The sequence below is a fragment of the Sphaerotilus sp. genome (genome assembly GCF_041083715.1).
GTDB lineage: Bacteria > Pseudomonadota > Gammaproteobacteria > Burkholderiales > Burkholderiaceae_C > Sphaerotilus.
The window spans coordinates 1-11594 of the sequence record NZ_JBFPGY010000092.1 but is presented as its reverse complement, the minus strand read 5'-3'; the positions used below and the strand labels follow the sequence as shown (position 1 = coordinate 11594).

The window sequence follows — 11594 nt, the reverse complement described above, 5'->3', positions numbered from 1 at the left end:
GCATCAAAGTGGCTAAAAAAGCATCAAAAGCAGTCGGTGTGGACCTCTTGGCAAGTCGGCGCTCGTCAAGATGAGCACAGATCGCAGCAAGAACGCTGCCGTTCAAACCTCACCTTGAAAGCACTGCTATTAGACATTCGTCAGGGCACGCTCGGCAGCGAGACCTTTGGAAAGTAGTGATTCAGCATGGCGCCAACTATTGCAAGCTGGGGGATCACATCGGCACAAAGCGAGTCGCACAGTTCTGGGCGATTTAGGATCTTTGAGGATGCAAAACCGACTCGGTCTTCACCGGCGGGAACGAGATTGTAGTACGCAGAGTCGGGCTTCGAATGCATGAGGCTATTCATTGATCGGAGCATTTCACTTCCCTTAATTTCAGGGGTGCCAGTACCTTTGGCTGCAATCCTGTCGATCATTTTTGGTAGGCCTGGTGCTTTTCCTTGTTCCCAACCATTGTTCCAATGCTTAATATCTGCTGGATATTCGTAGATGTAAAGCAGGATCATGCTGCGCTCGACAAGTGGGCGCAGAAGTACATGTGCTCCGAAAAGGTATCCCTGTCGAATCAGCTCTCGTATCGAAAGCGATATGCTTATCGCTTGGGAACTCACTTGGATCGCCATTTTCTGTTGATCGGAGTGATCCGTGTCGTGGGTGCTTTCTCGCGTACTCGAATTTTGCTCGATGGTGACCGAAATAAGTACGTCAAGATTCATGAGTAGTGTTCGGCCCAAGTATGGTTCGTTGTCGGGCGTGAAGATTACTGGCGGCAAGTTTTTCTCCATTGCGAAAGTCTCGCTGCAGGTCTACCCAGATTGCGGGCAGTGGATGGCCTCCATACTCTACTGAAAACTAGTGACGTTCCCAGCCGCATTCGTGGCACCTTCGTGCAGTGTCATGGAGACCGGCGTGACAGTGCCGTCTTTCGTGATCTTGTAGGTGATCGTGTATTTGTTGTTGAGCGCCACCCCGTCATACCCGACATTTTCCTGGATGGACGTGTAGCTCAGCGTCCCGTCCAGATTCGCCTTGGCGCTGTAGGTGTAGATCCACTTGTCCGTCTTGGTGGTCGCCGTCTTGTCCTTGTAGCAGGAATAGGTGGTGCTGGCCCCGGTCTGTCCATCGACCGCGGTTTCTGGAAAGGTAGGAACGCCATCACCGATGCAAAGCAATCCCTGGTCGTTGGAAAGCCAGCCCAGCTGGTTCTTGCATTGGGTGTCGAAATAGTCGGTGTTGGATGCATTGGTCTGGTAGACGATGAATGCACCAATGCCGCCAACTTCTCCGATGCTGCCGTGAAAGGTTTCAACCGCCATCAGCACCGGAACACCCTGCAGCAAGCCGGCAACTGGCGACGTCATGGAGTTTCTATATGTGTTTGAATAGGACCAGCCCCCGCTGCTGGTCCCTTTCAGACCATAGACAATCTGATAACCGTTTGCCGTCAGGCGCTGGAAAGCAGCCCGTACGGGAAACGCCGAACCACTGGCTGCGGTCGTGTTGCCAATGGCGCTCAAATCGCAGGAATTGATCACGGTGGGAGTCACTGCTGCACTGGGCGTGCCCGTCGCGGCGGGCGTTCCCGTACCAGTTGGTGTGCCTGCGCCGCCGGTATCGGTGACTGCAGCGTCACCACCACCGCCGCCACAGGCTGAAAGTAGCGCCAGAGCGCACGCCGCGGCGCATGTGAACTTGGTATTTTTCAAAGTGACCCCTCCCGAACGCGGCGACAACCGCAGGAAATTGCATGTGCATCAGAAAGTGTAAGGGTCCAAAAATGAGACATTTTCACTAATTGCGCAGGGATCTGTAAGTGGATGTTTGTTTTGCGATGCTCCGTTGGATTCAGTAGACGCCCCTCTGTCTTCTCCTGCTCGATATTCACGAAACGCAAGGTGTGGTCATCAACAGGTGGCCGCCTGCGTTTCCCTCCGACCAACCCCACAGCGTCCCTGTCTTTTTTGCGCCCAACCCTGTCCAGTCGCAACGGTTGCGCTGGCACTTGCTCCTAAAATTATCATTTCCGGCGCCTCAAGCGCCTGCAAAGCACTTTCCTGACCACCGAAGGCCGCGACACCCCATGTTGAAGACCCCATTCGCGGCCCAAGCCGTTCTTGCGGCGGTGGCCGCGTCGATGCTGGCCGGCTGCGGCGGCGGCGGTGACGGCGGCAGCACCGTTCACCAGAGCCCCGACGCCGGCAGCTACCAGGTCGACAGCGGCGTGGCGCAGAAGGGGCCGCTGCGGCGCGGCTCGGTGGTGACGGTCAACGAATTGCTCTCGACCAACCTCGCCCCCAATGGCAAGGCCTACACCTTCGAGACCAGCGACGACCTCGGCACCTTCAAGCCCACCAGCGTCTTCTCGTCGCCCTTCCTCGAAACCACCGCGCAGGGCTACTTCTTCAACGAGCTGACCGGCGACACCGACAAGGACTGGGTCGTGCTGCGCGGCCTGAGCAACCTGTCGACCGGCGCGGACAAGGCGGTCAACGTCAACGTGCTGACCTCGATCACCAAGGACCGCATCCGCGCGCTGGTCACCGGCACGCCCGCCAAGACCTTCGCCGCCGCCCGCCTGCAGGCGCAGCGCGAACTGCTCGACGCGCTCTACCTCTACAACGCCAGCGACCTCTTCACCGGCACCACCGCCAACGGCGTCACCACCCCCGGCAACTTCATGGAGCTGGACCTGAGCCAGTCGCGCCAGACCGACCAGATCCTGGCGGCGCTCTCCGGCGTGCTGACCCAGGCCGGCCAGACCGGCGGCGGCGTGAACTCGCTGCTCAGCCAGATGGAAGGCGATCTGGCCGACGACGGCCTGCTCAACAACTCGCCTGCCTACGCCACCAGCGTGCAGACCCGCCTCAACGCGGCGTTCGCCAAGGCGTCGATGGGCCTGGTCGCCGGCAACCTGAACCGCTTCTACGCGCTCAAGTCGCCCTACGGCCGCGACGACCTGGCGCAGTGGATCGACAGCTCCGGCGGTGTCGACCGCGTCATCGACCGCAACAAGTTCACCACCACCGACGCCGCCGTCGGCACCGAAACCGCCTCGCCCGCCTACACCGCCGGCGGCGACGACGCCGGCCAGTGCCTCAGCACCAGCGCCGGCACGCTCTACCGCAACGGCGTGAAGCAGACCGCGCCGGTGCTCGCCGCCAAGGGCGACCTGTTCAAGATCGGCGTGACCCCGTTCGCCGGCCAGACCACCACCGCCTTCCTGCAGCGCCACCCGCTCAACGCGCTGGCGCAGTGCGGCGTGGCGGCGCCGTCCACCGCGACGCGGCTGTTCAAGTACAGCCTCACCGGCGCCGCCGCGACCCCCACGGCGCTGCCCGCGTCCTACCTCGGCGCCAACCTGCCGGGCTTGTCGGACTGGGAGTTCACGCCGGTCTACGCCGACCTCGTCATGCACGCGCGCCCGTTCGGCCCCGTCGACCATCCCTGGGGCGGGCCGACCGACACGGTGCCGCTCGGCGCCGATGGCTGGCCGGTGGGCGACTTCGCGGTCTACCTGATGAGCGGTCCGGGCCGGCTGGGCACCTACAAGGTCGCGTTCAACGGGCAGGCCGATGTCTCGCTTGCCGCCTCGGCCGCGACGACGATCAGCGGCAAGGCCTACGACGCGGCCAGGAACCTGACGACGCTGGACGTCGTCCGCGCCGCCGGGGCGGACCAGATGGTGCTGGTCTTCAAGGGCACCGGCAGCGGCATCAAGAACCTCAAGGTGATGCGCCCCGGCTACGCGGTGACCAACCCACCGCTGTTCACCACCGAGTTCGTCAACCACCTCAGCCGCTTCAAGACACTGCGCTTCATGGACTGGCTGCGCACCAACAACAACCCGCTGGTGACGGGCTGGGCGACGCGCACGGTGCCGACCACCACGCGCACCCTCTCGGCGGTGGGCGTGCCGTGGGAACACGTCATCGCGCTGGGCAACCAGACCGGCAAGGACCTGTGGATCAACATCCCGCTGCTGGCCGACGACGACTACGTGCTGCAGCTCGCCAGGCTCCTCAAGACCACACTGACCTCGGGCGCGAAGGTCTACGTCGAGTACAGCAACGAGATCTGGAACTCGTCCTTCACCCAGTACGGCGACAACAAGAACCTCGCCACCGCCGAGGTCGGCGCCAACCCGGCCTCGCCGCTGGCCTTCGACGGCAACACCAACGCCGACATGCTCGGCTACCGGCGTTCGGCCAAGCGCCTCAAGGAGATCAGCGACCTCTTCCGCAGCGTCTACGGCGACGCCGCAATGATGGCGACCATCCGCCCGGTGTTCGCCGGGCAGGTGGTGCAGCCCTACATCGCGCAACTGGGGCTGGAGTTCGTCGAGACGGTCTACGGCCCGCCGTCGCGCTACTTCTACGCGCTGGCCGGTGCGCCGTATTTCAACCTCGGCGCCAAGCAGACCGTCGATGGCCTGACCGCCGCCGACGTGCTCACGGCGATGGGCGACTCGGTGACGGCGCTGTCCAAGGTCAACGCCTTCGAGAAGAACATCGCGCTGGCCCGCTGGTACAACCTGCCGCTGCTTGCCTACGAGGGCGGCGCGGACACCTTCGGGCCGGGCAGCCTCGCCGCGAAGAAAGCCGCCAGCCTGGACCCCGCCATGCTCGCCTTGTGCAAGCGCTACCTGTCCACCTGGTACGCGGCCGGCGGCGAAACGATGATGTGGTACACGGCCGGCGCCACCAACTGGGACACCCAGTACGGCAGCTGGGGCCTGACCAACGACTTTGCCAACACGACCGCGCCGAAGATCCAGTGCATGGACCAGACGCTGGCCGGGGCGCTGCCGGCGGTGCAGGGCCGCAACGTCGTGCCGGGCACGGTCAACGCGCTGGCCTGGGTGGGCAGCGAGGAGCCCTTCGGCGTGCCGGCCCGCAACGCGGTGCGCTACCTGCACCCCGGCTCCTACGTGAGCTACGCCATCGTCGCCCCGGCCGGCGGCACCTACGCGATGACGCTGGTCACCGACGCCGGCACGGCCGGCAACAAGCTCGACGTGTCGGTCAACGACCAGCTCGTCGCGCCGATGTTCGAGCTGGTCAAGACCGGCTGGAACGCCCCGACCGGCAACACGCCGATCGCGGTGACACTGAACAAGGGCTACAACACGGTGCGCGTGAAGACGCGGGTCGAGACCTCGGGGTTCGAGCTGACGGCGCTGGTGGTCAAGTAAGCAGTAAGGCGGAGGGTGCGAGACGGGCTGTTTGCTACGCCCGCCACCGCTGGATGCGCCGGACCAGTCCCCGCCGCGTCCAGCGACCCATCCGCCACACCCGCGACGCCCGCACCTGCGCCACAGCGGCCTCTTTCCACACGATCCACCGGCCGTGGAGCCGCGCGAACCACGCGAGCTGCATCAGCGCTGGCTGCGTGAGCTGGAAGATGCGGGCCACCAGCGCGGTGCCGAGCAGCTTGGCCAGCACGATCACGGAGATGCCCGTGAAGACGTGGCCGTGCGACACCAGTGCCAGCGCAGCGAGCTTGACCGGCAGCAGCATCAGCCCCGGCGTGAGGAACACCACCAGCGCCAGCGCCGGCGGCAGCCGGGCGATGCGGCACTCCAGCCAGCCGATCAGCGGCAACCGCGCCAGCTGGGCCATCAGCCGGGCCAGGGGTTCCCAGCCCCATTCCTCGAACAGGACGATCAGTGCGATCAGCCACTGGAACAGCCAGCGCAGCGGGCGGGTGAGCAGTTCGATGAAGGGGGGCATGTGCGCAGTCTGGCACAGCGCGGAAGCGCCCCATCGGCGCGTCATCAACCCTGATGAAGTGCAGGGAGCCGGGCGCTGTTCAGTGCCCGGCAATGTGAATATGGTCGGGTCTTCCTGTCTCGGTTGTCGTGCGAAGCGCACGCTGCAGCGAAAGGCGTCCCGTGCCAAGGCCACCTCCCGGTGTTCCGCTGAATCCACGTGGTCCGGTCCCCGGCGGACCTGCACGAGAGCGGCTGGACGAGTTCGAGCGAGGCCGGGATCTGCCGCCCACCGCACCACCGGCCGAGGCGCCGGCGACTCCTGCACCGCCGACACCGGCTGCACCGCACCACGTTCGACCGTCTCGTTCTACCCCCAAGGAGAACACATGAAGACCCCGCTCGAGAGTGACAACGGCACCGCCACCGCCACCGCTGCGCCCGGAACCCGTGCGCTCCAGCCCAAACCCGCAGGGGGCAAGGCACTGGCCCGATTGCGTGAATTCAGTGGTCCCCGCGGACTGCAGGTCATCGCCGATGCCCTGGCCGAGCCGGCAGACGACGAGCCCGTCGCCACCAAGGGGCGGCGTGGTGCCGGCAAGGCATCGGCCGCCGCCCCGCCAGAGGACCAGGCGGCCGAACTTGCCCAGCGCTACGCCGACGCTGCGGTGGCGCTGGGTGCGTTCGACGCCCTCGTGGCCGTGCCGGACGCTGTGCCAGCGGCCGATGGCGATGCCCCTGCGTCCGCTTCGCTCGTCCCTCCCCCGGCCTGGCGCTCGCTCGGCCCGATCTACATGCCCAACGGCCAGACCTACGGCAGCAACCCGGGGCGCACCATCGTCTCGGGCCGCGTGTCCAGCATCGCCGTCGATCCCTCGAACGGCAACCACTTGCTCTGCGGCTCGGCGGCCGGCGGCGTCTGGGAGTCGTTCGACAACGGCACCACCTGGTGGCCGCGCACCGACTCGGCCCCCACGCTGACCGTGGGCGCACTCGCCTATGCCAAGTCCGCGCCCGCCACCGTCTACTGCGGCACCGGCGAAGGCAACTTCTACGCCGGCCTCGGTGCCGGGCTGCTCAAGTCGGCCAATGGCGGCACGACCTGGTCGCTGGTCGCGGGTGCACCGTTCGTCGGGCAGGGCTTCTACGACCTTGTGGTCGATCCGGTCAACGTGAACCATGTGCTGGCAGGCACGACCAGCGGGCTGTACGAGTCGACCAACGGCGGCGTGGCCTGGACGCTGCGGCGCGCCCGGCGCACCTGGTCGCTGGCCTACCAGACCAGCGGCGGTGCGGCGGCCGAAGTGCTGGCCGCCTGCAGCGACGGCGTGTACCGCTCGACCAATGGCGGCACGGCCTGGGCGGCGGTGGCGCTGCCCGGCGCCCCGGCGAGCTGGAACCGGCTGGCGGTGTCGATGGTGCGCGGTGATCCGCGGGTGGCCTATGCCTTCGGCTCGTCCGGCGGCGCGGCCCGGCTGTACCGGCGCGACGTGGCCGGCGTCTGGAGCGCGGTCGCGCTGCCCGCCGGCGTGACGGTCGGCCAGGACTGGTACGACTGGTGCCTCATGGCCGCGCCCGACACGGTCAACCAGGTCTATGTCGGCGCGATCGACAACTTCCGCGGCACGCTCTCCGGCGCCGCCTGGACCTGGATGGCGATGTCCGCCAAGACCAGCGGCGACTCGATCCACCCGGACCAGCACGCCTTCGCGCTGCACCCGACCGACCCGAACGTGCTGTTCGCCGGCAGCGACGGCGGGCTCTACCGCTCGCCGAACCGCGGTGTGAACTGGACCTCGCTGAACAACGGGCTGGCGATCACCGAGATCGAATACCTCGCGCAGGACTGGGGCAGCACCCGGATGCTGCTGGCCGGCACGCAGGACAACGGCACGATCCGCTACACCGGCTCGGCCGTCTGGGAACACGCCCAGGACGGCGATGGCGGCGACTGCGGCCTGAACCGGCCCAGCCCGAACGTCTGTTTCCACACCTTCTACGGCATGGGCATGGAGCGCTCGACCACGGGCGGCGGCTGGGGCAGCTGGGGCTGGATCGGGCCGGCCGTGCCCGCCGGCTACAGCGCGCTGTTCTACCCGCCGGTCGAGGTCAATGGCGACACCGTGGCGCAGGCCGGGCAGAGCGTGTTCGTCTCGCGCAACCGCGGCACGGCATTCACCGAGGTGGCGCTGCCGGCCGGCCTGCTGACGACCGCGATGCACGCCTCGACCGCGGACCGGCTCTATGTCGGCGTCAGCGTCGGCCGGGTCTTCCGGCTGGACTGGAACGGCGCCTCCTGGGTGCGCACCGAGCTGACCGTGCCACGCAGCAGTGCCCAGGTCAGCGACCTCCACGTCGAGTCCGGCGCACCGAACAACGTCTGGGTGACCTACCGGGCGTCCAGCGGCGGGCGGGTCTATGCCTCGACCGACGGCGGCACGTCGTGGACCGACCGCAGCGCCGGCCTGCCGGTGCTGCCGATCAACGCGGTCTGCACCGACCCGGGCAACGCCGGGCGGGTCTGGGTGGCGGCGGACATCGGTGTGTACGAGTCGCTCAGCAGCGGGGCGGCGTGGAGTGTGCTGGGCACCGGTCTGCCCAACGTGATGGTGGCCGATCTGGTCTTCCACCCGCATGCCCGCGTGCTGCGCGCCGGCACACGCAACCGCGGCGTCTGGGAGGTGCCGGTCGATGGCTGGCTGACGGCGCCGATCTGCGGCACGCAGTTCATCGGCACGCTCGCCGGCAACCAGAGCGGACGCTGGTTCACCTTCAACTGGCCCGCGACCTGGCACGTCGTCTGGACCGTGATGCCCGTCAGCCCGACCTCGGGCACGCCGCAGTTGCGCTGGACCGTGCAGGTCGAGCGGGGCACGTCCGAGTACGCGACCTACTGGATCAACGTGACCAACCTCACCCCTGTGGCCGTCCAGTTCGAAGGACGCTACGCCATCCTGAGCCGGTACTGAGATCGGCAACCGCACTGCATTGAACTGCACTGACCAAGGAGCACGGATCATGTGGACTGGAACCCAATTCACCGGCAGCCTCGCCCCCAACGCGACCAACACCTGGTTCACGTTCAACTGGCCCTCGAACTGGCATGTGGTCTGGTATGCGATGCCGACCGCGCCCTATGGCGGCGGCGCGCAGATCGACTGGTCGGTGGCGGTTGCCCGCGGTGACGCCACGCACACCACCTACTGGATCACGGTCCACAACCTGACCGCCCAGACCGTCAATTTCGAGGGGCGGTTCGCCGTCCTGAACTGAACCGAGAGGGAGTCCGCCATGCGCATCGTCATCGAGATCGACCAACCCGGCACCGACGCCCAGCAGGTGCGTGCCACCAGCGACGCCGCGCCCGCCAGCGACACGACGGGCCCATCCCCCGGCACGGCCGCTGCGGCGGTGCCCATCAATGCCGGTGCGGCACCGTCCCGCCCCGACGCCGCTGCAGCGGCTGCACTGTCCGGCACCGGGACCGCGCCCCCCGGCGGCACCGATGCCGGACCAGCGATCTCTGCCGGCCCGGCGGTCCTGCCGGCCTGAGGGCTTGATCGCCAGAAGACCCGATGGCCGGCTCCAAACGTCCCTCTCCAGGAGAAGCACCATGGAAGTCCTTGTCGAATCATTCCCGTTCGTGTTCGGCCTGCTGCTGGGCCTGACCAGCCAGCGCCTGGGCGGGCTGCATGCGCGCTGGCCGGTCTGGGCCGGGGCCAGTGTGGCGCTGGGCAGCTTCGCCACGTTCTGCAGCGGCGAATACCGGGTCAGCCCCGTCTACTTCCTGCTCGACAGCGCACTGGTGGGTGGTGTCTGCGTGGCCACAGCGCTGTTCCTGCAGTGGCGCGCGCAGCGCCGCACCGTGCGCTGAACGGTGTCCGGGATCGGCTATCTGGCCGACAGCGTCATCGCGGCCGATGGCTTCCACGTCGCCGCATCGCCTTCGCTGCGGCCCACCTTCGGTGCGCCGAGGAAGATCCGCTCGTTCGACAGCTGCCGCGCCAGCAGCGCGTCGCGCACGGCCTCACCGCGCTGCGCGGCCAGTTCGCGCCAGACGTCGGCGGACACGGGCATGGCCGCGGCCAGTGTCGCCGCGAGTTCGGCGTCGGTCGGCTCGGCCGAGGTTCTGGAAGTCGCCGCGGGTGCCGAGGCGCCCGCTTTGGCCGGCGCCAGCCTGGGCCTGGGCAATTGCCGGACCAAGGTCGTGAGCAGTCGCGTCCGCTCCTCGGCGGACAGCGGTGTGTCCAGCGCTTCGGGCGCTGCGCCTGCCTCGGTCCGTTCACGCTGTGCCATGGCCAGCAGGCGCTTCTCCAGTGCAGCAGCCCGGTAGGCCTCTTGCTCGGTCGGTCCGTCGGCCAGGCCATGCAGCGTCAGGGTGAGTGCTGGCCGGTCTGCCAGCGCCTGTGCGACCTTGTCGGCGGTGCTCCGGCCTTCGGCGGTGAGCGTGGCCGTTCCCGGCTCGAAGGTGACGGCGCTCAGGTCGTCGCTGCCGCCGCCGGACAGGAAGGAAAACGGCGCAGTGACCGCCTTGGTCAGCACATTGCCGATCACCTTCACCACCAGCCCGAAGACGCTGAACTGCGGGTCGTTGATCGATCCGCTGATGGGGATGTTCAGGTCGATCACGCCGTTGCGGTCCTTCAGCAGCGCCACCGCCAGCAGCACCGGCAACTGCGTGGCACTCGGGCTCTCGACCCGGTCGCCGAAGGTGAGCTGGTTGATGACGATCTGGTTCTTCGCATCGAGCGTGCCATCGGGCGCGATGCGGTAGGCCACGTCCATGCTCAGCTTGCCGCGTTCGATGCCATAGCCGGCGTACTTGCCGGCGTAGGGTGACAGCGGCGTCAGCTCCAGGTCGGTGGCGCGGGCACGCAGGTCCAGCGCCAGCGGCTGGGCGGTCGGGTTGAGCTGGCCGCTGATGTCCAGGCTGCCCGTGCGCTGGACCTTGCCGCGCAGCGCGAGCGTGGCCATGTCGCGGCTGCCGGTGTGGAACGCGCCGAGCGTGCCCTGCAGTTCGCTCAGGTCGGCGCTGTAGTTGGGCTGGATGAAGCGGTCGGTGAAATCGACCGTGCCACGGCTGATCCGTGTGGCGCTGATGGTCAGATCGACGGGCGGGCCGGCGCTGGGGCTGGTCGCGGGCGCCGGACTGGATGCGGCGGTGGCTGGCGCGGCGCCCCGGCTGGCGCCGACGTCCTGCAGGTTGAAGCGGCCGTCCTCGGTGATGACGAGCTTCGAGTAGAAGTTGTCCAGCGCCAGTTCACGCACCAGCACGCGCGGTTGCTGCGACGGCTTGATCGCGATGTCCATCCCCTGCAGCGTCAGCGTCTTCCAGCGCAGCAGTTCGTCGGCGTCCGCAGCGGCACCGGCCACGCGCTGGCGAGTGTAGAGCTGCAGATCGCCCACCCGGCCGTCACCGTGCAGCGCGGCCGTCCACCCGGCCGGCGTGTCCTGCAGCGCCAGATCACCCTGGTAGCCGAGCCGGGCGCTGCGCAGGTCCAGTCCGAGCGCGTCGCCGAAGTAGGGCTCCAGCGCGTGGACCGGAAACCCGTCGATGCGCAGCGCGCCCCGCATCTGCAGCGGCTGCAGCGCGAGGTCGCCACGGCCGTCTAGCGTGCGGGTGGCGGCTGCTGCCTTGGTCGGGAGCGACCGCGGTGTGCCGCCGGCGACGTTGCCGCTGAGCTGCCAGTGCAGCGGGGCCAGCGTGCGTGCGCCGCGGAGCTGGACGTTCTGCAGCCCGGCCGCGAGCTGGGTGATGTCGAGCCGGACCGGCCGGCTGCCCGCCTGCGCATCGTTCCACTGCAGATGGCCGTTCTGCAGCTGCAAGTCCTTCAGGGTGGTCTGCCACGGCGGGGCCATGGTGGTGGCCGGCGCCCTGGCCGCG

General features: G+C 67.4%; 9 protein-coding genes. 5 read left to right on the top strand and 4 right to left on the bottom strand.

Annotated features, from left to right (window positions below; genetic code table 11):
- Nucleotides 1-140: 140 nt before the first annotated feature.
- The gene (locus AB3X43_RS04570; protein WP_369428693.1) at nt 141-719 is read right to left on the bottom strand and encodes a hypothetical protein; all 579 of its coding nucleotides are present in this window, start codon (nt 717-719) and stop codon (nt 141-143) included.
- A gap of 126 nt (nt 720-845) precedes the next feature.
- Complete coding sequence (locus AB3X43_RS04565; protein ID WP_369428692.1) at nt 846-1709, bottom strand: hypothetical protein; 864 nt, start codon at nt 1707-1709, stop codon at nt 846-848.
- A 374-nt stretch (nt 1710-2083) separates the two neighbouring features.
- On the opposite strand from AB3X43_RS04565, the gene AB3X43_RS04560 reads away from it, so the two are divergent.
- The gene (locus AB3X43_RS04560; RefSeq protein WP_369428691.1) at nt 2084-5194 is read left to right on the top strand and encodes a carbohydrate-binding protein; all 3111 of its coding nucleotides are present in this window, start codon (nt 2084-2086) and stop codon (nt 5192-5194) included.
- 34 nt (nt 5195-5228) lie between these two features.
- Here AB3X43_RS04560 and AB3X43_RS04555 read toward each other — a convergent pair whose 3' ends face one another.
- A complete protein-coding gene (locus AB3X43_RS04555) occupies nt 5229-5732 on the bottom strand; it encodes a hypothetical protein (protein ID WP_369428690.1) in 504 nt (167 codons plus the stop codon).
- 367 nt (nt 5733-6099) lie between these two features.
- On the opposite strand from AB3X43_RS04555, the gene AB3X43_RS04550 reads away from it, so the two are divergent.
- The 4 genes from AB3X43_RS04550 to AB3X43_RS04535 all read left to right on the top strand — a co-directional run bounded on the left by AB3X43_RS04550 (nt 6100) and on the right by AB3X43_RS04535 (nt 9584).
- On the top strand, nt 6100-8679 hold the full coding sequence (locus AB3X43_RS04550; RefSeq protein ID WP_369428689.1) for a WD40/YVTN/BNR-like repeat-containing protein: 2580 nt from the start codon (nt 6100-6102) through the stop codon (nt 8677-8679).
- A 49-nt stretch (nt 8680-8728) separates the two neighbouring features.
- Nucleotides 8729-8983, top strand: coding sequence for a hypothetical protein (locus tag AB3X43_RS04545; protein ID WP_369428688.1), 255 nt, complete (start codon nt 8729-8731; stop codon nt 8981-8983).
- 18 nt (nt 8984-9001) lie between these two features.
- The gene (locus tag AB3X43_RS04540) at nt 9002-9262 is read left to right on the top strand and encodes a hypothetical protein (RefSeq protein WP_369428687.1); all 261 of its coding nucleotides are present in this window, start codon (nt 9002-9004) and stop codon (nt 9260-9262) included.
- Nucleotides 9263-9323: 61 nt separating this feature from the next.
- On the top strand, nt 9324-9584 hold the full coding sequence (locus tag AB3X43_RS04535) for a hypothetical protein (RefSeq protein ID WP_369428686.1): 261 nt from the start codon (nt 9324-9326) through the stop codon (nt 9582-9584).
- Between the two features lie 17 nt (nt 9585-9601).
- On the opposite strand, the gene AB3X43_RS04530 is transcribed toward AB3X43_RS04535, so the two are convergent.
- Nucleotides 9602-11594: DUF748 domain-containing protein (locus AB3X43_RS04530; protein ID WP_369428685.1), on the bottom strand; the 1993-nt coding region annotated here is incomplete at its 5' end.

Coding starts and splice junctions, on each gene's coding strand:
- AB3X43_RS04570 (WP_369428693.1), bottom strand. CDS start 719: ATGAATCTTGACGTACTTATTTCGGTCACCATCGAGCAAAATTCGAGT.
- AB3X43_RS04560 (WP_369428691.1), top strand. CDS start 2,084: ATGTTGAAGACCCCATTCGCGGCCCAAGCCGTTCTTGCGGCGGTGGCC.
- AB3X43_RS04555 (WP_369428690.1), bottom strand. CDS start 5,732: ATGCCCCCCTTCATCGAACTGCTCACCCGCCCGCTGCGCTGGCTGTTC.
- AB3X43_RS04550 (WP_369428689.1), top strand. CDS start 6,100: ATGAAGACCCCGCTCGAGAGTGACAACGGCACCGCCACCGCCACCGCT.
- AB3X43_RS04545 (WP_369428688.1), top strand. CDS start 8,729: ATGTGGACTGGAACCCAATTCACCGGCAGCCTCGCCCCCAACGCGACC.
- AB3X43_RS04540 (WP_369428687.1), top strand. CDS start 9,002: ATGCGCATCGTCATCGAGATCGACCAACCCGGCACCGACGCCCAGCAG.
- AB3X43_RS04535 (WP_369428686.1), top strand. CDS start 9,324: ATGGAAGTCCTTGTCGAATCATTCCCGTTCGTGTTCGGCCTGCTGCTG.